The organism is Agrobacterium sp. lyk4-40-TYG-31 (genome assembly GCF_030209855.1).
In the GTDB taxonomy this organism is placed as follows: domain Bacteria; phylum Pseudomonadota; class Alphaproteobacteria; order Rhizobiales; family Rhizobiaceae; genus Agrobacterium; species Agrobacterium vaccinii.
Genome location: NZ_JARVRE010000014.1, coordinates 38,705 through 61,627 on the forward strand (window position 1 = coordinate 38,705; position 22,923 = coordinate 61,627).

Consider the following 22,923-nt stretch of genomic DNA (forward strand, 5'->3'; position numbering starts at 1 on the left):
AAGGATGGAAAAAGCCGGGTCAACGCCCGGCTTTTTCTCGTTTTAGGGTCTGGTGAGCCCAACCGTTCTTTCGATGAAATCGGCAACGCTTGCCGTATCATCAAGATCGAACACCGGCAGCGCGGTGTCGGTGACAGCGTGGTCGGCAGCGATGGCAACGATGTGCGGGTCATGCGGCGCAAGCGGCTCGGTCTTGGCGGCGTTCCGCCTACGGGCCTCGATCTTCGGCACCGGCTCGTACTTATAGCCCTCGATCAGCACCAGATCGCACGGAGCGATGCGCGCGAGGATGTCTTCGAAGGATGGCTCCGGGCCGCCGCGCAGCTCGTGCATGATCGCAAAGCGGGTGCCGGAAACGATGGTCACCTCATGCGCACCTGCCTGCCGGTGGCGCCAGCTATCGGCACCGACCTTGTCGATATCGAAGTCGTGATGGGCATGTTTGATGGTGGAAACGCGGTATCCACGCGCCGTAAGCTCGGTGACGATGCGGACGGCGAGGCCAGTTTTGCCGGAGTTCTTCCAGCCGGATATCCCGAATACTTTTTGGGTCATGTATCAATGCTCTTCAGAAATGCCTTCGCCGTGGCAAGCTCATCCGGCGTGTTGATATTATAGAAGGGATCTATGGAGGATGTTGCGCTTTCCACCGGAGGGAAGGTGACGCCAAGCGTCTGATGCCGCGCGAGGAAGCTTCTGATACGGCGATTGTTGTCATCCGCCAGCCATTGCTCCAGATCATCCGCAATCGCAATCGGCCATAGCCCGAAGACCGGGTGGACGTGACCGGAAGATGCCGCGATGACGATGGCGCTTTCGCCCGTCACATATGCGGCCAGTCGTTGCGCAAGATCAGTAGGGAAGAAAGGGCTGTCGGCGGGTACCGTCAGGAAATGCGTGATGTCAGGCGCTGTACTGGCGAAGTGCCGCATGCCCGCGAGAATGCCTGCCAGCGGCCCGGCGTGTCCTTCCCTAGTATCTGGCACAAGCGGTAGATCGAACGCCTCCGCCCAGCTTTGCGATGCATTGAGCACGAGACTGGAAACCTGTGGCGCGACATGGTCGATGACATGTGCAAGCAAGGGCTTGCCGCCGAGTGGGCTCAACGCCTTGTTGGTGCCCATACGTCTGGAAAGTCCACCCGCGAGAATGAGGCCGGGTATGTTGTCGTCTGTCATTATACGGAACCTTGGCTGTGACGGCGTTCCTGCACACCGGTATAGGCACTCGCGGCCAGTGCCAGCAGCGCATTCGCAAGCATGACCAGCAACAGCGGCGCGGTGCCAGATTCCTTCGATAGCAGAGAGGATGCCAGAACGGCCAGTCCTGCACCGCCGCCAATGGTCAGTGCGCCACCAAGGCCAGAGGCGGAACCTGCAAGGTGCGGCTGGACATTGACCATGCCCGCATTGGCACTGGGCAAGGTCACGCCGTTGCCAATCCCGATCAGGGCCAGCGGCAGGAAGAATTCGTAGTGCGTGTCGAGATTGAGATAGGGCAGGGCAAGCGCTGCTAGAATGCCTGTCGTGGCGATGGCATTGCCAGCCAGCATCATTTTCGTGATGCCGACGCGGCTGGCGTAACGTCCCGAGATGAAATTGCCGAGCATGTAGCCACTGGCCATGAAGAAGAATTGCACACCCAGCATGGCGGGTGTCAGGCCGTAGAGAATATTGCCGACGAAAGGCGCGCCGCCCAGAAACGAGAAGAACAGGCCCGATGAAAATGTCGAGGTCAGCGCATAGCCCCAGAAACGTCTGGAGCGCAGCAATCGCGGCCATGCGTGGAACTGGGCGGAAAAGCTCGCCGACTTCTGGTGGTTCGTCTCGCCGAGATCGAAAAAGGCAAGTGCAAAGGCGGCGATGCCACAGCAGGCGAGCAGCGCAAAGCTGGCATGCCATGAGGAAATATCGTTGAGAAAGCCACCAATCGTGGGACCAACCATGGGTACGGCGGACATGCCCATGGTGACATAACCGATCATCGAGGCGGCCTGATTGGCGGGCACCATGTCACGGACAATGGCGCGGGCCAGCACGAATCCAGAGGCGATGACCGCCTGCATCATGCGCCCGATCATGAAGACGGTGATATTGGGGGCCAGCGCGCAGATGATGGTGGCGACCACCATAATCGCAATTCCCGCCAGCAGCACCGGGCGACGCCCGAACAGGTCCGACAGCGGGCCGATGACGAGTTGCAGCAGGGCCGTTGTTGCCAGATAACCGGAAACGGCAAACTGCATGACGGCATAATCCGTCTCGAAATACAGCGCCATTGCCGCAAGCGACGGCAGGAAAATGTTCATGCTGAGCGCGGCGATGCCAGCAACGAGAACCAGCGTGGCGATATGCGGTGGTGTGGACCGGTTCAGGAAGACGACGGCGTTCATTGAATTCTCGTGGTGGTTTTCGCAATCGGCGGCTGGCGACGACGGCTTTCCCGGTAAAATGTATAGAGGCCCGAGGCGACGATGATGGCCGTGCCGAGCACGATGAACGAGTTCAGCTCTTCTCCGAAGACGAAGAAGCCGATGGAGAAGGCCCAGATCATGCTGGTATAGCGGAAGGGTGCAACGAAAGCGATTTCACCGCTTCGCATGGAGAGGATGACAGCCTGATAGCCGATGACGACGAGGACGGCGGATGCGAAGAGATGCGACCACACGAAGCTATCCATCGGTTGCCAGCCGCCGAACGGCACCACCAGTGCGGCCCCGACCAACGTGTTGACGAAGGCCGTCGTCATCGTGACCGTCATCGACGGGATATCGCTGTACATGCGCCGCGTCAGCAGGTCGCGTCCGGCGGTGACGAAAACGGCAGCGACGACCAGCAGGGCCGCCGTGGTGAAACCTTCAGGTCCGGGTCTCAAAATGATGAGCACGCCGAGAAAGCCGACGAGAATGGCGGTCCAGCGACGCCAGCCGACAGGCTCGCGCAGGAAGATGGCGGCACCCAGCGTAACGGCGAGCGGCAGCGACTGCATGATGGCAGCGACATTGGCGAAGCCCATGGCGGCAAGAGCGCTGAGATAGAGGATCGAGGCCGATACCTCGCACAGACAGCGCAAGAGAATGATCGGGCGCAAGATCATTTTCAGCGGTCGCAACGCACCCATGCGGCGGGCAACGATGTAGACGATGATGCATGTCAGGAGACCACGGACGAAGAGGATCTGGCCGACATTGATGTAAGGGGTGACGGATTTCGTGAAGGCGTCATTGACCGTAAAACAAGCCATCGCGAGCGCCATTAGCAACGCGCCGCGCGTATTATCGGTCAATGCCATTATTCCAAATCCCAGATACGAAACGGCGTCGATGCACGTCGTACGACTCCGCCCACTCCTCTTACAGTGAATGGGTGACACGCGGCTATTGGGATTTCAATCGAATAATATGTTGGATGGCGAATAAAGCGGCATCAGCCGCCGGTCACGCTCATATGGCGGGCAACGGCTGGACGCTTGTGGGTGCGGTCGATGATGAAGTCATGACCCTTCGGCTTGCGCAGAATGGCATCGTCGATGGCCTGGGACAAAAGCGCGTTGTCATCGGATGCACGCAACGCCGTGCGCAGGTCGGCGGCGTCGTCTTGGCCGAGGCACATGTAGAGCGTACCGGTGCAGGTCAGGCGGACACGGTTGCAGCTTTCGCAGAAATTATGGGTCATAGGCGTGATGAAGCCCAGTCTGCCGCCGGTTTCCTTCACCGAGACGTAGCGGGCGGGTCCACCGGTCTGGTAGCCAATCTCGCTCAGCGTGAACTGTTCTTCGAGCGAAGCGCGAACCTGCGACAGCGGCAGGTAGCGATCGGTGCGATCTTCCTCGATCTCACCCATTGGCATCGTCTCGATGACGGTCAGGTCCATGCCGCGTTCATGGGCGAAGCGCATGAGATCAGGGATTTCATGCTCGTTAAAATCCTTCAATGCCACGGCATTCAGCTTGATTTTCAAGCCTGCGGCCAGCGCTGCATCGATGCCGGCCATGACCTTGGAGAAGTCGCCCCAACGGGTAATCGTGCGAAACTTTTCGGGGTCGAGCGTGTCGAGTGAAACGTTGATCCGGCGCACGCCGCAATCGTACAGTTCCGCTGCATGAGTTCCAAGCTGTGACCCGTTGGTGGTCAGCGTCAGTTCGTCCAATGTGCCGTTGCCAACGTGCTGGCCGAGGTCACGAACCAGCTGCATGATATTCTTGCGCACCAGCGGCTCACCGCCGGTTAGCCGTATCTTGCGCACACCCTTGGCGATGAAGGCGGAACAGAGCCGGTTGAGTTCCTCCAGCGTCAGAAGGTCCTTCTTCGGCAGAAACGTCATATGCTCGGACATGCAGTAGGTGCAGCGGAAGTCGCAACGGTCGGTCACGGAGACACGCAGATAGGTCACGGCGCGACCGAAAGGATCGATCATCGGCGCTTTGCTTTCCATCAGAGACTTCGCTTCCGGGAGCGTTCCGAGAAAGCTGTTCAACCTTCATTTTCCTTTGCGATCTGCGCTGACATACGCCATTTCATGCTACATGTAGTGGCTTGCCGCAACACCGGCAAGGTCATAACTGTGCGGTATATCATCTGGCAATGGAAATTAAACATGAGTGATCCCTGGCCGACCGAATTGCGGGTTTCATCCGACCGGGCGCAGTTGAACGTGACATTCGACAATGGCGCAGCCTTCAAGCTGCCCGCCGAAATGCTGCGTGTTCTGTCTCCTTCCGCAGAAGTGCAGGGGCATGGGCCGGGCCAGAAAGTCACCGTTCCGGGCAAGAAGAACGTCACCATCCGCTCCGTCGTGGCAACGGGAAATTACGCCGTGCGAATCGCCTTCGACGATGGTCACGACAGTGGCATCTTCACATGGCGGTATCTGTTCGAGCTTGGCGAGACCGGAGACACACTGTTCAATGCTTATGAGCAGGAACTGAAGGAAAAAGGCTTGAGCAGAGAGCCGAAAATCCGGTAGCAGGAACCCGGGGATTTCATACAGTGACAGGGGTGACACTTGGCCGTCGAGGGAAACGCAAATGATCTGGCGCAAGTCGTCGTCCTCCTGGCGGCGGGAGTCGTCGCGGCACCGCTGTTTAAACGGATAGGGCTGGGCTCGGTTCTCGGCTATCTGGCAGCGGGCCTCGTCATCGGGCCGTTCGGCTTCGGTGCGTTTTCCGACCCGCAGGCCATCATTCACATTGCCGAACTGGGCGTGGTGATGTTCCTCTTCATCATCGGGCTGGAAATGCAGCCGTCGCGGCTGTGGTCCATGCGCAAGGACATATTCGGGCTTGGCGCACTTCAGGTTCTGACCTGTATGGCGGGCCTGACGCTGATCGGCCTTGCGCTTGGATTTTCTCTTATCCCCTCATTCGTTGCGGGCACCGGCTTTGTTCTGACATCGACCGCCATTGTCATGCAGATGCTGCAGGAGCGCAGCAGCATGTCGACGCTGAAAGGCCAGCGCATCATTGCCATTCTGCTGTTTGAAGATCTGGCCATTGTGCCGCTTCTGGTGCTGGTCGCATTTCTGGGGGCAGGCGGCGAGACCGTAACGTTGGTCGAGCGGATGACCTCCATCGGCATCGCGCTGGCTGCCATTGTGGCGCTTGTCGTAGCGGGCCGGTATCTGCTCAACCCGTTCTTCCGGCTGCTGGCATCATCCGGCGCGCGTGAGGTGATGACGGCTGCGGCTCTTCTCGTCGTGCTCGGATCGGCGCTGTTGATGCAGGTCAGCGGTCTTTCCATGGCGATGGGCGCGTTTCTGGCGGGCGTTCTTCTGTCGGAATCGTCTTTCCGCCACCAGCTGGAAGCGGATATCGAACCTTTCAGAGGTATTCTGCTCGGCCTCTTCTTCCTTGGTGTGGGCATGGCAATCGACCTCACGGTCATTGCAGCCAACTGGCAACTGGTGATGATGAGCGTCGTTGCCTACATGTTCGTCAAGGCGCTGTTGATCTACTGCGTGGCGCGGGTGCTGGGCACCTGCCAGCGCGAAAGCATCGAGCGTGCGGTGTTGATGGCGCAGGGCGGTGAATTCGCGTTCGTGCTCTATTCTGCTGCCGCCGCTGTCGGCATCCTGGATGCCGAGGCCAACGCCGTACTGACGGCGACCATCATCATCTCCATGATCCTGACACCGCTGATGGTGATCGCCCATGACCGCATCATGCCCGCGAAGTTACCCGATACCGACGATCTCGATTTGCCCGAAAATGTGGATGGCAGCATTCTGATGATCGGTTTCGGTCGCTTCGGCCAGATCGTCAGCCAGCCACTTCTGGCGCGCGGCTATACGCTGTCGCTGGTCGACAAGGACGCCGACTTCGTACGCGATGCGGCAAGCTTCGGCTTCAAGGTCTATTACGGCGATGGCTCACGCTCGGAAATTTTGCATGCGGCGGGGGCAGGGTCGGCCCGTGCCGTGCTGATCTGCGTTGATGATAAGGACGCGGCAGTGCGCATTGCCGAAATCGTCAAACACGAATTCCCGCTTGTGCCGGTACTGGCCCGCGCCTTCGATCGCGGACATGCGCTCGACCTGTTGAAGGCGGGTGTCGATTACCAGATCCGCGAAACCTACGAATCGGCGCTGGACTTTAGTGAGAAGGTGCTGACATCAGTGGGTGAAGACACGGAGCTGGCAGAGCGGCTGGTCGAAGAGTTCCGCGATGTCGACAAGGAGCGCTTCGCCCTCGAAGTCGTGGGCGGCATCTATGCCGGTCGCTCCCTTATGCGCGGCAATTTGCAGCCTGCGGATCTCGTTGCTGCCCGCACCGCACGCGAGCGCGCGGAACGCGAAGCCCGCGAGGAGGCGGAACAGCGCGGTTAAGGCGTCACCAAATCTATCCATGACGGTTTTCAGGAGGACATCATAATGAGCATCATTGCTAGCGTTGAAGAATTGAAAGCAATTTACGGCGAGCCTTCGGAGGGGTCGATCATCAAGGTCACCAGGGAGCTCACACCGGAATATCGCCTGATGATCGAAGCCGCGCCCTTTCTGGCGCTGGCCACCGTCGGGCCCGATGGCATGGATTGTTCACCGCGCGGTGACAAGGGTGGTGTCGTTAGAGTTCAGGACACCAAGACGCTGCTGCTGCCCGACTGGCGGGGCAACAACCGCGTCGACTCGCTGCTCAACATCGTGCGCGATCCGCGTGTGGCGCTGATGTTTCTGGTGCCGGGCTCGACCACCACGATGCGCATCAACGGCAAAGCTGTGGTGTCAGTCGATCCAGCCCTTCTGGCGAGCTTTGAAATGGATGGCAAGAACCCACGCACGGTGACTGTCGTGACCATCGATGAGGTCTATTTCCAGTGCGCCCGCGCCATCATCCGCTCCGAACTGTGGAACGTTGAAAACTTCGTCGATCCCGCGTCTTTGCCGACTGCCGGTTCTCTACTGAAGGCCGCAAAAGCGGATTTCGACAAGGATGCCTATGACCGTGCGCTGCCAGAGCGCGTCGCCAAGACCATATGGTGAAGAAGAGTGGGAGCCGGGTGAAACCGGCTCAATGCTTATAGATGAGCCAGCTCTTGCCCGAATAATTCTTCTGCATGCCGTCTTCGAAAAACACCGTGCGGTTCCGACCGTTTTCCTTGGCGTGGTAGAGCGCGATGTCGGCGCGGGCGTAAAGCTCGCCGGGGTTCTGTGCCTGTGATGCCATGGCGTAACCGATGGAAATCGTTACCTGGCCATAGTCGATACCGGACTTGGAATGGCGGAAGGGCGTCTTTTCCAGTGACATGCGAATGCGCTCGCACAGCACCTGGATTTCGTCCTGGCTGCTGCCTTCGAGAATGATGGCGAATTCTTCGCCGCCGCTACGCGCTACAAATCCGTCCTTGCGCACATTGGCGCGGATGACAGAGGCGACGCTTGCAAGAATTTTGTCGCCGACCGGATGGCCGAACGTATCATTGACGCGCTTGAAATTATCGACATCCAGCAGCACCAGCGATGAAAACTGAAGTGCCATGGTGTTGTCGTACATGGAGGCCAGCTTGTCGTCGAAGGCGCGGCGGTTGGAAAGGCGCGTCAGCGAATCCGTATTGGCGATGCGCTTGTATTCGTCCAGCTCGAGACGGACCTGCTGCATCTCCTCGGCGTGACGATCGACGTTTTTCGATGTCGTCTCGTTTTCGGCTATCTTGTTGCCGGTCGCTTCCGCCAGCATGGAAATGGCGGTGCGCAAAAGATGCGCGCTGGAATGGTTTTTATCCGCAATCCCCGCGCGGGTCTCGTCCAGAATGCGATTGTAGTTTTCCAGGCATGTCTGTTCGTGCTGGAGAACGACCAGCAAACCGCTCAATTCGGAATTCAGCTTGTCGCGGGCGGCCTCCAGCAGTTGGCCATGCGTGTGATCGAAGTAGCGTGAGCCCAATTCATCCAGCTCTTCCTGCGTGGCTCTGCTGCCCAGCGCCGCCAGTTCCCGCGTCAAGGCCGGGTTGGAGCCGATATAGGCTTCGTAGAACAGGTTATAGTTTCGCGGAATCGGAACCACGCCCATGTTTCGCATGGCAAACAGAATCTGCGCGGCGATATCTGGTCCCTTGGGCGCTGAGGGCGTCGTCATTAAGTCACTCCCGGAAATGACGTTCGTATCTTTACACTATGGTACGTCTAAACTTATTTCGGAAATCATGGATGGCAGCATCGATATGAGAACGCGCAAGCAGATGTCCCAGAAAACCCAATCTATTCCAGACGTTATTTTTTATAATTAGAATCGCCTAAAACAGAAATGGTCATTTCCCATAGCATTTTGTGGGTCAAATTATAGTGGTAATTTCTTATAGGATTGTAAAATTTAAAATCGAAAAAACGATTTCCAGTCGCGTAAAAAAGAGAGGGCGGCCCGTCTGGACCGCCCTCGATGTTTCTATATTACTTGGGGCCGATCATGTTCTCGGGGCGAACATACTGATCGAATTCCTCGTTTGTCAGGTAACCGCCACCAACGGCTTCCTCGCGCAGCGTCGTGCCGTTTTTGTGGGCGGTCTTGGCAATCTTCGCGCAGGCGTCGTAGCCCAGCTTGCTGTTGAGGGCGGTGACCAGCATCAGCGAGTTTTCCACACCCTTGCGGATGTTGTCTTCACGGGCTTCGATGCCGACAACGCAATTGTCGGTGAAGGACACGGCAGCATCGCCCAGAAGCTGGACGGACTGAAGGAAGTTGTACGCCATCATCGGGTTATAGACGTTGAGTTCGAAGTGGCCCTGAGAGCCCGCAAACGTAATCGCTGCCTGATTGCCGAAGATGTGCGCGCAAACCTGTGTCAGCGCTTCCGACTGTGTTGGGTTGACCTTGCCCGGCATGATGGACGAGCCGGGTTCGTTTTCCGGCAATGCCAGTTCGCCGAGACCGGCGCGTGGGCCGGAGCCGAGGAAGCGGATGTCGTTGGCAATCTTGAAGAGTGCGGCGGCTGCGGCATTGATGGCGCCATGGGCAAAGACCATGGAGTCATGGGCGGCGAGTGCTTCGAACTTGTTCGGCGCGGTCACGAAGGGCAAGCCGGTGATCTTGGCGATCTTGTCGGCGACCTGCTCGGCAAAACCGATGGGCGCATTGAGACCCGTGCCGACGGCGGTGCCGCCCTGCGCCAGTTCGCAAAGGCCTGGAAGCGTCAGTTCGATGCGCTTGATGGCGGAGGCGACCTGTGCGGCATAACCGGAGAATTCCTGACCCAGCGTCAGCGGCGTTGCATCCTGCGTGTGGGTGCGGCCGATCTTTATGATGTGGGCAAAGCCCTTGGCCTTGGCATCGAGTGCTGCATGCAGGTGCTTGAGGGCTGGCAGCAGGTGGTGAACGATCTGCTCTGCGCAGGCAATGTGCATGGCCGTTGGGTAGGTGTCGTTGGACGACTGGCTCATATTGACGTGGTCGTTCGGGTGAACCGGCTTCTTGGAGCCCATTTCACCACCGAGCATTTCAATCGCGCGGTTGGAGATGACTTCGTTGGCATTCATGTTGGACTGGGTGCCGGAACCGGTCTGCCAGACGACGAGCGGGAAGTGCTCATCCAGTTTGCCATCGATCACTTCCTGCGCGGCCTTGATGATGGTCTCGCCGATCTGGGAATCGAGCCCGGCCAGTGCCATGTTGGTGCGTGCTGCTGCCTGTTTGACGATGCCCAGCGCACGAACGACCGAAGCGGGTTGTTTTTCCCAGCCGATCTTGAAGTTTCCGAGCGAACGCTGTGCCTGTGCGCCCCAGTAACGGTCGCTTGCAACGTCGATTGGGCCAAATGTATCGGTTTCGGTGCGTGTGGATGTCATCAGTCCTGCCTCTCCTGTGCGGTCCATGGGCAGGACGGCTTTTCCGCCGGGCCTGCGCGGGCAGACATATAAAGCGATAGCGCAATCATGGAAAGCCTGTCGTGCGGTGTAGTGTCATATTTCGCAACTGTTTTGCACGCTCTGCCGCAGGGTTCGAAAGTCGGCGGGCGTGGCTTTTGGGTCACGTGCTTCGCAACCGCAATATTTTGACAGATGTTAAAAGACACTGTCGAAAACTTGTTTGCGCAATGCCAAGAAATTAAAGAGAAATTTAACTATTCTCCCCAAACGTGGGGCCCATGCCAAAGCGGTATTTTATCGTGATGGGACCTCGTGTCTGGCACTGGATTGGCGTTCGTGCGTTTCTTTTCAAAACAAGGCCAATCAGCTAGACAGACACATACTCTTTACATGCGCCCCAATGATTGATGGCGCGGACGCGGCGAGGACTAAATTGAAGATCACATCGGGAAAAACATCGACGGCGCTGATCCTGGCTCTCGGTCTTTCTGTTTCGGCAGGCATGCCGGGCACGGCGGGAGCCGTTACGCTTATGGACCTTTTGCGCGGCGGCCCGGGCAAGGTCGAGCGTGAGCGTCAGGACCGCGGTCTGCCCGGCGTGGCGCAGCAGCGCACCATGCCAGCCACCCGCGATGTCGATCCAGAGCCGCTGCCGCGCGTCTCCGGCCCTCGCTATTACACCTACAAGGCCGATGGCACCCGTGCCGTCGATACGTCCAAGTTCGCCGCAGGACTGGCAGGCGTGAAGCTCTCTGCAACGCCTGAAATCGCCAAGGCGCTGGAAGGCTATTACAATGAAGGCGGCAAGCCTTTGTGGGTGGAAAATGGTGATCTGAGCCCACGCGCCAGCGCCGTTCTCGCCTTCTTCGAAACCGTTGGTGACAGCGGCCTAAACCCAGCCGATTACAGCATCTCTGCGCCATCGCAGGACGTAACGGCCAGCATCACGAGCGAGCCGCAGGCGCCGGTGCAGAACGTTGCCCTGACCGAAGAGCAGACCGTTTCGCCTGCCATGATGCAGTTCGAACTGGCGCTTTCGGCCAAGGTTCTCGCTTACGTGCAGGACACGACGCGCGGTCGCGTCGATCCTAACAAGCTGTCGGGTTATCACGACTTCAAACGCAAGACGGTCAATCTCGCGCCGGTGCTGAAGCTTGCCGGCCTCAGCCCCGACGTTGCCGCCTATCTGCGCAGCCGCGAGCCTTCCAACCCTGAATATCAGGGCCTGAAGGCCGAGCTTGCAAAGCTGCGCGACACGGACAAGGACGGCTCCCACAAGATCGTCGTGCCCGCAGACCTCGTTCTGAAGCCCGGTGAAAACAACCCTGACATGGCAACCGTCGTCAAGGCTATCGAGCATCGCTCGTCCGCGTCGTTGAAGACCGGCCATGCGACGACGCTGGCAGGCTATCAGCAGACACCGGAATACACGCCCGATCTTGTTGATCTCGTTAAGGCATTCCAGAGCGAGAACGGCCTCAAGGCTGATGGCGTGATCGGTCGTGCAACCGTGCGCGCCATGACCGGTGACAGCAACGAAGCCAAGATTGCCAAGCTGGAAGTTGCAATGGAGCAGGTTCGCTGGTTGCCAGCCGATCTGGGCGATCGCTTCGTCTTCATCAACCAGCCAGCTTTCATGGCCTACTACCACAATGAAGGCGTCGAAGATTTCGGCATGAAGGTGGTCATCGGTTCCAAGACGAACCAGACCTACTTCTTCCAGGATGAAATCCAGACCGTGGAATTCAACCCTTACTGGGGCGTGCCACAGTCGATCATCATCAACGAGATGCTGCCGAAGCTGCGCAACGATCCGTCCTATCTGGATCGCCTGGGCTACGAAGTTTCCGTCAACGGACGCGCCGTGTCGTCTTCCAGCGTCAACTGGTATGGCTCCACCAACGCCGTGTCCGTGCGCCAGCCGCCAAGCAGCGACAATGCGCTGGGCGATCTGAAGATCCTGTTCCCGAACGCGCATGCCATCTACATGCATGATACGCCATCCAAGAGCTTCTTCAGCCGCGATATGCGCGCGCTCAGCCATGGCTGCATCCGTCTTGTTGACCCACGCCGCATGGCAGCAGCAGTGCTGGGCACGACGCTCGATAACGTCAACAAGCAGATTGCCGCTGGCCAGAACCGTGCGGTGACTGTGCCGACGAAAATCCCTGTCTACGTGGCCTACTTCACGGCATGGCCTGACAAGGACGGAAAGGTGCAGTATTTCGACGACGTCTATGACCGCGACAGCTACGTCATGAAGGCCTTCGATACGACGACGAAGGCGCGGGCTTCTTCGATCTAACGGCGTTTGGTTTGTTCGTCGCGAATGCTCGCGACAGGGCCGCACACCTCTCTTCCGTCATCCTCGGGCTTGTCCCGAGGATCTGACCACATTGGATTTTGGGGTGAGTTGAATCCTCGGGAAAAGCCCGAGGATAAAGTTGAGGTTAAGTGCGCCATCGTCGTCATGGCGCTTTTTCTTTAAGTGGGCAGGGCATGCAGGACATTCAGGCGGTCATCGATTCCATCTGCGAAAAAATGCAGCCGCGTCTGGGTGAGGGCAAGGTTGCCGACTATATTCCGCAGCTCGCCAAGGTCGATCCGAAACAATTCGGCATTGCCGTCACCACCGTTGAAGGCGAAACCTTCGTGGCAGGCGATGCGCGGACGCCGTTTTCCATCCAGAGTATTTCCAAGGTCTTCATGCTCACGCTGGCACTCGGCAAGACCGGCGAGAGCGTCTGGAGGCGAGTGGGCCGAGAACCCTCCGGTTCGGCCTTCAATTCCATCGTGCAGTTGGAGCGCGAAGCGGGCATTCCGCGCAATCCCTTCGTCAACGCAGGTGCCATCGTTATTACAGACATGGTTCTGGCTGGTCACCAGCCGCGAGAGGCGATCGGTGAACTGCTGCGTTTCATCCGCTATCTCGCCGATGACGATACGATTTCCATCGACAATTCCGTGGCGAAGTCCGAGCAAACGAGTGGCTACAGAAATTTCGCGCTGGCCAATTTCATGAGCAGCTTCGGCAATCTGCACCACCCCGTCGACCATACGCTGGGCGTCTATTTTCACCAGTGCGCCATTTCCATGAACTGCGTGCAGCTGGCGCGGGCAGGGCTGTTTCTGGCTAATCGCGGGCGCAACCCGATTACCGGCCATTCGGTGGTTTCGGAAAAACGCGCGCGCCGTATCAATGCGCTGATGTTGACCTGCGGACACTATGACGGCTCTGGCGATTTCGCCTATCACGTCGGTCTGCCGGGCAAGAGCGGCGTGGGCGGCGGCATTCTGGTGGTGGCACCAGGCAAGGCCTCCATCGCCGTCTGGTCTCCCGGTTTGAACGAGGTCGGCAACTCTGCGCTTGGCTCCGATGCGCTGGAAATGCTGGCCAATGAAATGGGCTGGTCCGTATTCGGGGCTTGATCTTGACGGCATATGCGGGCATTCCCTGATACCGGACGCTGTGGCGTCGGGAACAAACGAGATTGCCATGACCATTTCCGCAGATATCGATGACATGCCCGAAGGCGTGGAGCCCGAAGGGCAGGGTGGCGCGCATCCACTGTTTGCCAACGCGCCCGGTTCGGTCTCGTTCAACAAGCTGCGCAAGCGGCTTTTGCGCAATGTGCGTCAGGCCTTCGATGATTTCGGCATGCTGAACGGACAGAAGCGCTGGCTCGTCGGTCTGTCCGGCGGCAAGGACAGTTACGGCCTGCTGGCACTGCTGATGGACCTCAAGTGGCGCGGCCTGCTGCCGGTGGACCTGATCGCCTGCAATCTCGATCAGGGCCAGCCGAATTTCCCCAAGCACATTCTGCCGGAATATCTGACCCGGATCGGCATGCCGCACCGCATTGAATATCGCGACACCTATTCGATCGTGAAGGAAAAGGTGCCCGCTGGCGGTACCTATTGCTCGCTCTGTTCGCGACTGCGCCGTGGCAATCTCTACCGCATCGCCCGTGAAGAAGGCTGCGATGCGCTGGTGCTCGGTCACCACCGCGAGGACATTCTCGAAACCTTCTTCATGAACCTCTTCCACGGTGGACGCCTTGCCGCGATGCCAGCCAAGCTGATGAATGACGAAGGCGACCTGATGGTGCTGCGGCCCCTGGCCTATTGTGCCGAAGAGGACATGTCGAAGTTCTCGACCGCGATGGATTTCCCGATCATTCCCTGCGATCTCTGTGGTTCGCAGGACGGCCTTCAGCGCAATGCCATGAAGGATATGCTGGCGGACATGGAGCGGAAAATGCCGGGCCGCAAGGATGTGATGCTGCGCGCCATGGCGCACGTTAACCCGTCTCATCTTCTTGATACCAAGCTCTTCGATTTCGCAGGCCTGACTGTCACCGATCCGTCATGCTAGGAGCTTAGAGCGTGGAGGCTTTCTCTCCCATCTTTTAGAAGAACCTTCATGACACTTTCAGATACCGATCTAGATTTCCTGATTTCGACCGTTGCAGATGCTGGCGTCAACGAGATCATGCCCCGCTTTCGCAATCTCAGCGCCTCCGATATTTCCCAGAAGACCTCGGTTGTCGACCTCGTGACCGAGGCCGATGTTCTGGCGGAAAAGCGCATCACCGCCGCTTTGCTCTCACGTTTTCCCAAAGCCCATATCGTTGGCGAAGAGACCTATGACGCTGACCATTCCGTCATTCCGGCGCTGACCAGTGCGGACCTCGCTTTCGTGATCGATCCCGTCGATGGCACATTCAACTACGCCTCAGGATTTCCCGCCTTCGGAACGCTGCTTGCCGTGACTGTCAAAGGCGAGACGGTCGCGGGCATCATTCATGACCCCGTCATGGGCGACACGATTGTTGCCGTCAAAGGGGCAGGGGCGACGCTGAAACGCAAGAACGGCAGCGATGCCAAGTTGCGGGTCGCGCAGAGTGTTTCGCTGTCCGAAATGGTCGGCATCTTCTCCTGGGGCCACAGCTTCGAAGAGCGCCGCCCTGTTATCGCGGCCAACATGACGAAGGCGAAGATGGCCCTTTCGCTGAACTGTTCGGCCCATGAATACTGGCTCGTCACCACCGGCAAGCTGCATTTCATTGGCCATGAAAAGCTGATGCCGTGGGACCATCTGGCTGGCGTGCTGGCGCATCAGGAAGCGGGCGGCCACACCGCAAAATTCGACGGCACACCCTACCGCCCCGGTGACCTGACCGGCGGTATTCTGTCCGCACCGGACAAGGAAAGCTGGAAAATGCTTCGCCGCGAAATCGTCGGCCTTTGATTAGACACGCAAAAAGGAATTGATATGACCGTTGAACTCGACATCGCATCTCTCGCCAACGCGCTGCAGGAAGCAGCCGCCGTGGAAATCATGCCAAGGTTTCGCAATCTGGGCGAAGACGATGTGCGGGTGAAAACGGAAGCCATCGACCTTGTGACGGAAGCGGATGAGGCGGCAGAGCGCCTGATCCGTGCCCGCGTTGCCGAATTCATGCCGGATGCCCTGTTTATCGGCGAAGAAGCGGTTGCCAGTGATCCCGAACTGCTGACCAAGCTTGGCGATGCAGATCTGGCCGTGGTGGTGGACCCCATCGACGGCACCTTCAACTTCGCAGCCGGACTGCCGCTATTCGGCGTTATGCTCAGCGTCATCTCGAAGGGCGAGACGGTTGCGGGCATCATCTACGATCCGCTCGGCAATGACTGGACCATCGCCGAAAAAGGCTCCGGCGCATGGATGTGCAGCGCCGACGGTTCACAGTCGCAGATGAATGTCGTTCCGGCCCCTGAGCTTTCGCAGATGATCGGCATCGCCAACACAGGCTATTTCGACGGCGAGGTTCGCCGCACGCTGTTGAGCAATCTGGCCGATGTGCGCCTGTTCACCAGCTACCGCTGCGCCGCGCACGAATACCGCATCTTCGCGGGCGGGCACATGCACTTCCTCATGTACAACAAGCTGATGCCTTGGGATCACCTTGCAGGCACGCTGATCTCGCAGGAAGCCGGTGCTTACGCGGCGCGCTTCGATGGTTCGCCCTATCTGCCGAGCCATGTCAGCGGTGGCCTGCTGCTTGCGCCCGACAAGGAAACGTGGACCCTGCTGCGCGAAAAGATATTCACGGTCTGATTTCTCACCTCATGAATACAAAAGGCGCGGATGTCACCATCCGCGCCTTTTGTGTTTTCGATAGTTCGAAATCAGTGTGTCGGCTTGTTCTGCGGCTGGAACAGCACGCCCTTTTCACCGATCAGCACGAAGACGAGGCCGAGGACCGAGACCACGAAGAAGCCTGCCACCATGGGCAGGGCCGTTCCGTTGAAAGCCTGGCCGATGGCCGCGCCGATCAGCGAGCCGCCAATCGTGCTCATGAAGCCGATGACCGATGACGCCGTGCCCGCCACGTGGCCGAGCGGCTCCATGGCCAGCGAGTTGAAGTTCGAGCCGATGAGGCCGAACTGGAACATAGCCAGTGCGAACATCAGAATGAACAGGAAGAATGGCATGGGTTGCGGGCCGACGATTTGCAGCACAAGCCAGACGAGGGTGATGCAGATAAAGCCGATCAACGAGCCATGCGACAGCTTTCTCATGCCGAAGCGCCCAACGAGACGGGAGTTGAGGAACGACGACAGCGCCATGAACAGCGCCACGCCCGCAAAGGCCGCCGCAAACCATGGGCCCAGCCCGTAAATGCCCTTATAGACCTGCTCTGCCGAATTGATGAAACCGAACAGCGCACCGAAGATGATCGTGCTTGCAATCGTGTAGCAAAGCGCGACCCGGTTGGTCAGAACGATCTTGAAGCCCGCCAGAACGGATGAAACGGTTAGGGGCCGCACGTCTTCTGCATGCAGCGTTTCCGGCAGACGCAGATACATCCAGACAGTGACGATAGCAGCAATACCGGCCATGAAGCCGAAAATCAGATGCCAGTCGCCGAAGAACAGCACGATCTGTCCCGTCCCGGGCGCGATGACGGGAACGACCATGAACACCATCATGATCAGCGACATGACTTCTGCCATCTGCCTGCCGCCGTAGATATCGCGGACGATGGATATGGTGATGACGCGCGTGGCCGCAGAGCCGATGCCCTGAATGAAACGCAAAACGAGAAGTCCCGCAAAGGACGGCACGAAAATAACGGCAATGGACGAGATGATGTAGATGCCCAGACCGAACAGCATGGGTTTACGACGCCCGAAGCGGTCTGCAATCGGGCCATAGAAGAGTTGCGAAATGCCAAAGCCGATCAGATAGGCCGAGATGACATATTGGCGATGGTTTTCATTATCGACACCCAGCGAGGCGCCGATTTCCTGCAGGCCCGGCAACATGATGTCGATAGCCAGTGCATTCAGCGCCATCAGCGCCGCTGCCAGCGCGATGAATTCCGTCCGCCCCATGGCGACGGCGCGCGTCGATTCCGATTGTGAAGGATGTGTCACAGAGTTTGTCCCAAAAGAACGGCAAAGGCGTTGCTTGGGGCAACGCCTAGACAAGTTTTTAAAAGTAGGGGGGCCGGGGAAACCCGGCCGGAATCACGCCGCGCGGACGCTGATACCCTGTTCCTGAAGTTGTTCCTGAAGCTCACCCGACTGGAACATCTCTCTCACGATGTCACAGCCGCCGAGAAACTCGCCCTTGATGTAGAGCTGAGGAATGGTCGGCCAGTTGGAGTAATCCTTGATACCCTGACGCAGATCGGCATCCGCAAGAACGTTGATGCCCTTATATTCCACACCCAGGTAGTCGAGAATCTGTACGACCTGCCCGGAAAAACCACACTGCGGAAACTGCGGTGTGCCCTTGAGGAAGAGAACGATATCGTTACCCTTCACTTCGCCGTCGATCATGTCGTGAATGCCGCTCATGGCCATTTCCTTTCACACGCGGTTCAAGGCCGCTGCTTCGTTTGTTCTTAGATAACATGGTGGCGGATGATTTCCAGCCATGAACGGCAAAAAATCGAATGCAGTTGCGCATATCGGCTATGTCAAATATCCAAATTCTCCGCAAACGCGGAACGATCCTGAATGAACCGGAAGCGTGCTTCCGGCTTCGTGCCCATCAGGTTGTCAACGGCTTCGCGGGTGCCCTCGAAATCCACGTCATCGATTTCCACGCGCAGCAACGTGCGCTTGGAGGGGTCCATGGTCGTTTCTTTCAACTGCGCGGGCATCATTTCGCCGAGGCCTTTGAAGCGGCCGATTTCGACCTTCTTGCCTTTGAAGACGGTTTCCATCAATTCGGCACGGTGCGCGTCGTCGCGGGCGTAGACCGTCTTCGCACCCTGACGGATGACGTAGAGCGGCGGCACAGCCAGATAGAGGTGGCTGCCGCGGATGAGTTCCGGCATTTCCTGATAGAAGAAAGTGATCAGCAGCGAGGCGATATGTGCGCCATCGACGTCGGCATCGGTCATGATGACGATGCGCTCATAGCGCAAATCCTCATCGCGATACTTGGTGCGTGTCCCACAGCCCAGCGCCTGAATGAGATCGGCGATCTGCTGGTTGGCAGAGAGCTTTTCGCGGCTGGCGCTGCCGACGTTGAGGATCTTGCCTCGCAGCGGCAGAATTGCCTGATTGGCGCGGTTGCGCGCCTGCTTGGCCGAACCGCCAGCCGAATCACCCTCAACGATGAACAGCTCGGCACCCTCAGCCGTGTTCTGCGAACAATCCGCCAGCTTGCCGGGAAGCCGCAGCTTGCGAACGGCGGTCTTGCGGTTGACTTCCTTTTCCTTGCGACGGCGAAGGCGTTCTTCGCAGCGCTCGATAACCCAGTCCAGCAATTTTGCTGCTTCGTTCGGATTCCCGGCCAGATAATGGTCGAACGGATCGCGCAGCGCGTTTTCAACGATGCGCTGTGCCTCGACGGTGGCCAGCTTGTCCTTCGTCTGGCCGACGAATTCCGGTTCGCGAATGAAGACGGAGAGCATGCCGACAGCCGAAATCATCACGTCATCGGTGGTGATTTCGCGGGCGCGCTTGTTCTGCGTCAACTCGGCGTAGTTTTTGAGACCCTTGGTCAGCGCGATGCGTAGCCCTGCCTCGTGCGTGCCGCCTTCCGGCGTCGGAATGGTGTTGCAATAGGAATGCAGTTGCGCATCGCCGCCATACCACGTCACAGCCCATTCCATGGCGCCGTGACCGCCGGTCTTCTCTGTCTTGCCGGAGAAGATTTCGCGCGTAACGGTGAATTCCTTGCCAAGCGTTGCCGCCAGATAGTCCTTCAGGCCGCCAGGGAAGTGGAAGACAGCCTTTTCAGGAATGTCACCATCCGGTGCCACCATGCCGGGATCGCAGCTCCAGCGGATCTCGACGCCGCCGAAGAGATAGGCTTTGGAGCGCGCCATGCGGAAGATGCGCGCCGGTTCGAACTTTGCGTGGTCACCGAAGATTTGCGGATCGGGATGGAAACGCACGCGTGTGCCGCGACGATTGTGCACATCGCCCAGCTCCTCAAGCCCGCCCATGGGCACGCCGCGCGAAAAGCGCTGGCGGTAGAGCTTGCGATTGCGCGCGACTTCCACTTCCAGCAGGTCCGATAGCGCATTGACCACGGAAACGCCGACGCCGTGCAAACCGCCCGATGTTTCATAGGCCTTGCCATCGAACTTGCCGCCCGCATGCAGCTTGGTCATGATGACTTCGAGCGTGGATTTGCCGGGCACCTGCGGATGGTTTTCCACCGGAATGCCGCGACCATTATCGCTAACGGTCAGAAAGCCTTCCGCATCCAGGTGAACTTCGATGAAATTGGCGTGGCCCGCAACGGCTTCGTCCATGGAGTTGTCGATGACTTCGGCAAACAGATGGTGCAGAGCCTTTTCATCCGTGCCGCCGATATACATGCCGGGGCGCATGCGCACAGGCTCCAGCCCTTCCAGCACGCGGATGGACGAAGCGCCATACTCCTGCTCGGAAGACGTGGTCACGGACGCAGGCTTCGGCGCGCTGGCAGCGGCTTTCACCACGGGCGCAGGTTTGGCCGCAGCAGACTCTGGCTCCTGTGGCTTGGGTGCGGTTTGGCTTGAAAAAAGATCGTTGCTATCGTCCATTGTGCCCAGTTCAATCAGAATTTGGCCATGCGAGCAGGTTTATGATTTGCCACTGTTGGCAACGCATATTTGCTACTCAAGCACGGATGATCGGTTTTCGCGTCGTCCAAGGATTGCGCCGCGCTCGCCCGGATGGCAAGTGTTGTGGCCGAATTGAATGGGTTCCTCAAGGCATGTCCACAGCTATCTTCACCTTTTGTACTCTTTTTTGCCTGTCTGTTGCGATCGTGCCAGCCTCGGCGCAAAGCGCCAGCGGGCCGCTGAAACCCTTTAAGGACGAGCTGTTTTCCAGCCAGACGGTGCTGTCCACCGGCGATAATGGCGCATCGGAAATCATCGATTATCAGGAAATGCGCGACATCAATGGGCGCGACGAAACGCCGGAACGGCGTGTGAAGCGACAATATGTCGATCTCGCGCCCAAGAAATTTCAAGAGTTGGAAACGATCTCGGTCGGGGGTAGGGCGCTGGATGTCGGTCGCGTGGGTGCCGCTTCCGGTCAGGCCTTCACCGTCATCTTCATCCATGGGCGCGGCGGCGACCGCAGGCTGGGCATGAACGACTATACATTCGGTGGCAACTTCAACCGGCTGAAAAATCTGGCCGTTGCCAATGGCGGTACCTATTATGCGCCCAGCGTGAAGAGCTTCGATGAAAAGGGCGTGGCCGATGTCGCAGCCCTGATTTCAGATGCAAAGGCAAAATCCGGTGGGCGTCCCGTCATCCTCGCCTGCGCCTCCATGGGCAGTTTCATCTGCTACGGCATCAGCCGCGACAGCCAAGCCGTGTCCGATCTGAAAGGCATGGCTATCCTTGGCGGCGCGGTCGATCCCGATTTTCCCAAAAGCGCGTTTGCGAAGGCCAAAAAGCCTCTCTGGTTCACGCATGGCAGCGAAGACAAGGTATATTCGGCAGACCAGCAATCCACGATGTTCCGCTCTTTGCTGAAGGCCGGGCAGCCGGTTCGGTTCACGCTGTACAAGAGCGGAACCCATGGAACGCCGTTGCGGATGACTGACTGGCGCTCTGTCTTGAACTTCCTGATCGCGCGTTGAGCCCGAAAACGAACGCAAAATAGCGATTTTGCGTAAGGTTTTCCCCGCAAATCGTTCTTTTTTGTACCAAATCTCGACCGTACGTTTTAAGAGGGACGGGTAATCTGATGTTGTGGCGCTTTCTGTTGAAGCGAGCGCCTATCAAGCAAAGAGGAATGGATCGCTTATGACCCCTGATGTTCGCCCGCTCGTCGCTGGAAACTGGAAGATGAACGGAACGCGCGAGTCGCTTGATCAGATCAAAGCGATGGCCGAAGGTGTCAAAGGTTCCCTTTCAGAAAAGGTTGATGCGCTGATCTGCCCGCCCTCGACGCTTCTTTATGTGGCAACGGCGCTGTGCGATGACAGCCCGCTGAAAATCGGCGCGCAGGATTGCCATCAGAACGCGTCGGGTGCCCACACGGGCGATATTTCCGCTGAAATGATTGCTGATTGCTTCGGCACACACGTCATCGTCGGCCATTCGGAGCGCCGCACCGACCACGCCGAGACCGACCATCTGGTCCGTGCCAAGGCATCCGCTGCGCACGCCGCAGACCTCGTTGCCATCGTCTGCATCGGTGAGACGGCGGATGAGCGCAAGTCCGGCCAGACGTTGGATATTCTCAAGCGCCAGCTGGCCGGTTCCCTGCCGGATGAGGCGACTGCCGCAGATACTGTCATCGCCTACGAACCCGTCTGGGCCATCGGCACTGGCCTGACGCCGACCACGCAGGACGTGCGCGAGGCCCATGCCTTTATGCGTGATGAACTGGTCAAGCGTTTCGGCGAAGAAGGCAAGGGCATGCGCATTCTCTATGGCGGCTCCGTCAAGCCGGGCAATGCGCTGGAATTGATGGGTGTCGAGAATGTCGATGGCGCGCTGATCGGCGGTGCCAGCTTGAAAGCATCCGACTTCCTGTCCATCTATGCGGCATACGAGAAATTGACGGCTTGATTTTTTAGGTAAAGCAACCCGGCTTTCGTCTCGCAGGGGCTTGGAATACGCTTTCGCCTCATGTAAAGAGCCGCAAACTTCTTCATTGTGCTCCTGATGGGGCATGGAATGGATTGTCATGCAGAACGTACTGATTGTTATTCATCTCATGATCGTGCTGGCGCTCGTCGGCGTGGTTCTGATCCAGCGTTCCGAAGGCGGTGGCCTTGGTATCGGTGGTGGCTCGGGCTTCATGTCCGCACGCGGTACGGCAAATGCCCTGACGCGCACCACGGCCATCCTCGCGGCACTGTTCTTCGCAACGTCCCTCGGCCTTGGTCTTCTGACCCGCTATGAAGCGCGCCCGACCGATATTCTGGACCGTATTCCCGCTACGCAAGGGCAGGGTAACGGCATTCTTGATACGCTTGGCCCATCGTCTGGCGCACCGGCAACGCAGGCTCCGGCGGAAGGTGGCGTGCCATCCTCCAGCAACGGCGCTGCCGCTCCTGCCACAGGCACGGCTCCGGCCACGACGACACCAGCCACTCCGGCACCTGCGACACCGGCTCCGGCCAAAAACGCAGTCCCCACCGGCCAGTAAAACCGGTTCAATCCTATCA

21 protein-coding genes are annotated in these 22,923 nt (G+C 58.4%); 11 read left to right on the forward strand and 10 right to left on the reverse strand.

Features of this window, described 5'->3' with window-relative positions:
- Positions 1-42: 42 nt before the first annotated feature.
- The 5 genes from mobB to moaA all read right to left on the reverse strand — a co-directional run bounded on the left by mobB (position 43) and on the right by moaA (position 4,433).
- Complete coding sequence (gene mobB / locus QRN55_RS21890) at positions 43-555, reverse strand: molybdopterin-guanine dinucleotide biosynthesis protein B (RefSeq protein ID WP_233136419.1); 513 nt, start codon at positions 553-555, stop codon at positions 43-45.
- A complete protein-coding gene (gene mobA, locus QRN55_RS21895; protein WP_284778299.1) occupies positions 552-1,178 on the reverse strand; it encodes a molybdenum cofactor guanylyltransferase MobA in 627 nt (208 codons plus the stop codon). The genes mobB and mobA overlap by 4 nt, the downstream gene beginning before the upstream one ends.
- Positions 1,178-2,392 carry a multidrug effflux MFS transporter gene (locus tag QRN55_RS21900; RefSeq protein WP_284778301.1) on the reverse strand — a complete coding sequence of 405 codons (1,215 nt, stop codon included), beginning with the start codon at positions 2,390-2,392 and terminating at the stop codon, positions 1,178-1,180. Before QRN55_RS21900 ends, mobA begins: the two co-directional genes overlap by 1 nt.
- The gene (locus QRN55_RS21905; RefSeq protein ID WP_284778302.1) at positions 2,389-3,291 is read right to left on the reverse strand and encodes a DMT family transporter; all 903 of its coding nucleotides are present in this window, start codon (positions 3,289-3,291) and stop codon (positions 2,389-2,391) included. Before QRN55_RS21905 ends, QRN55_RS21900 begins: the two co-directional genes overlap by 4 nt.
- A gap of 134 nt (positions 3,292-3,425) precedes the next feature.
- The gene (moaA, locus tag QRN55_RS21910; RefSeq protein WP_233136598.1) at positions 3,426-4,433 is read right to left on the reverse strand and encodes a GTP 3',8-cyclase MoaA; all 1,008 of its coding nucleotides are present in this window, start codon (positions 4,431-4,433) and stop codon (positions 3,426-3,428) included.
- Between the two features lie 162 nt (positions 4,434-4,595).
- Between moaA and QRN55_RS21915 the strand changes: the two genes are divergently transcribed.
- Genes QRN55_RS21915 through QRN55_RS21925 form a run of 3 tightly spaced genes read left to right on the forward strand, consistent with a single transcriptional unit; the run spans position 4,596 to position 7,475 of the window.
- Positions 4,596-4,964: a gamma-butyrobetaine hydroxylase family protein gene (locus QRN55_RS21915; RefSeq protein ID WP_284778303.1), complete on the forward strand. Its 369-nt coding sequence runs from the start codon at positions 4,596-4,598 to the stop codon at positions 4,962-4,964.
- 39 nt (positions 4,965-5,003) lie between these two features.
- A complete protein-coding gene (locus tag QRN55_RS21920) occupies positions 5,004-6,821 on the forward strand; it encodes a monovalent cation:proton antiporter-2 (CPA2) family protein (RefSeq protein ID WP_284778304.1) in 1,818 nt (605 codons plus the stop codon).
- A gap of 45 nt (positions 6,822-6,866) precedes the next feature.
- Positions 6,867-7,475 (forward strand): pyridoxamine 5'-phosphate oxidase family protein, encoded by a 609-nt coding sequence (locus QRN55_RS21925; protein ID WP_284778305.1) that lies wholly within the window; start codon positions 6,867-6,869, stop codon positions 7,473-7,475.
- Between the two features lie 28 nt (positions 7,476-7,503).
- Here QRN55_RS21925 and QRN55_RS21930 read toward each other — a convergent pair whose 3' ends face one another.
- Complete coding sequence (locus QRN55_RS21930; protein ID WP_284778306.1) at positions 7,504-8,568, reverse strand: GGDEF domain-containing protein; 1,065 nt, start codon at positions 8,566-8,568, stop codon at positions 7,504-7,506.
- Between the two features lie 311 nt (positions 8,569-8,879).
- A complete protein-coding gene (fumC, locus tag QRN55_RS21935) occupies positions 8,880-10,298 on the reverse strand; it encodes a class II fumarate hydratase (protein ID WP_284778307.1) in 1,419 nt (472 codons plus the stop codon).
- Positions 10,299-10,692: 394 nt separating this feature from the next.
- On the opposite strand from fumC, the gene QRN55_RS21940 reads away from it, so the two are divergent.
- The 5 genes from QRN55_RS21940 (at position 10,693) to QRN55_RS21960 (ending at position 16,392) form a co-directional block, all read left to right on the forward strand.
- Complete coding sequence (locus QRN55_RS21940; protein ID WP_502871360.1) at positions 10,693-12,597, forward strand: L,D-transpeptidase family protein; 1,905 nt, start codon at positions 10,693-10,695, stop codon at positions 12,595-12,597.
- 194 nt (positions 12,598-12,791) lie between these two features.
- Complete coding sequence (locus QRN55_RS21945; RefSeq protein WP_045230563.1) at positions 12,792-13,721, forward strand: glutaminase; 930 nt, start codon at positions 12,792-12,794, stop codon at positions 13,719-13,721.
- Positions 13,722-13,788: 67 nt separating this feature from the next.
- Positions 13,789-14,667, forward strand: a complete 879-nt coding sequence (ttcA, locus tag QRN55_RS21950) for a tRNA 2-thiocytidine(32) synthetase TtcA (RefSeq protein ID WP_502871361.1) — start codon at positions 13,789-13,791, stop codon at positions 14,665-14,667.
- 48 nt (positions 14,668-14,715) lie between these two features.
- Positions 14,716-15,543 carry an inositol monophosphatase family protein gene (locus QRN55_RS21955; RefSeq protein WP_284778308.1) on the forward strand — a complete coding sequence of 276 codons (828 nt, stop codon included), beginning with the start codon at positions 14,716-14,718 and terminating at the stop codon, positions 15,541-15,543.
- Between the two features lie 24 nt (positions 15,544-15,567).
- Positions 15,568-16,392, forward strand: a complete 825-nt coding sequence (locus QRN55_RS21960) for an inositol monophosphatase family protein (protein ID WP_112501674.1) — start codon at positions 15,568-15,570, stop codon at positions 16,390-16,392.
- A 71-nt stretch (positions 16,393-16,463) separates the two neighbouring features.
- Here the strand turns inward: QRN55_RS21960 and QRN55_RS21965 are convergent, their stop codons facing one another.
- From QRN55_RS21965 to parE, 3 genes are all read right to left on the reverse strand, one after another.
- Complete coding sequence (locus QRN55_RS21965) at positions 16,464-17,672, reverse strand: multidrug effflux MFS transporter (RefSeq protein WP_233123446.1); 1,209 nt, start codon at positions 17,670-17,672, stop codon at positions 16,464-16,466.
- Positions 17,673-17,807: 135 nt separating this feature from the next.
- Positions 17,808-18,140, reverse strand: coding sequence for a Grx4 family monothiol glutaredoxin (gene grxD / locus QRN55_RS21970; RefSeq protein ID WP_045230640.1), 333 nt, complete (start codon positions 18,138-18,140; stop codon positions 17,808-17,810).
- A gap of 122 nt (positions 18,141-18,262) precedes the next feature.
- Entirely contained in the window at positions 18,263-20,329 is a 2,067-nt protein-coding gene (parE, locus tag QRN55_RS21975) for a DNA topoisomerase IV subunit B (RefSeq protein WP_284778309.1), read from the reverse strand.
- 173 nt (positions 20,330-20,502) lie between these two features.
- Between parE and QRN55_RS21980 the strand changes: the two genes are divergently transcribed.
- The 3 genes from QRN55_RS21980 (at position 20,503) to secG (ending at position 22,904) form a co-directional block, all read left to right on the forward strand.
- The gene (locus tag QRN55_RS21980; RefSeq protein WP_284778310.1) at positions 20,503-21,384 is read left to right on the forward strand and encodes an alpha/beta hydrolase; all 882 of its coding nucleotides are present in this window, start codon (positions 20,503-20,505) and stop codon (positions 21,382-21,384) included.
- A gap of 166 nt (positions 21,385-21,550) precedes the next feature.
- Entirely contained in the window at positions 21,551-22,321 is a 771-nt protein-coding gene (gene tpiA / locus QRN55_RS21985; protein ID WP_112501679.1) for a triose-phosphate isomerase, read from the forward strand.
- A gap of 118 nt (positions 22,322-22,439) precedes the next feature.
- Positions 22,440-22,904 (forward strand): preprotein translocase subunit SecG, encoded by a 465-nt coding sequence (gene secG / locus QRN55_RS21990; RefSeq protein WP_284778311.1) that lies wholly within the window; start codon positions 22,440-22,442, stop codon positions 22,902-22,904.
- Positions 22,905-22,923 lie beyond the last annotated feature (19 nt).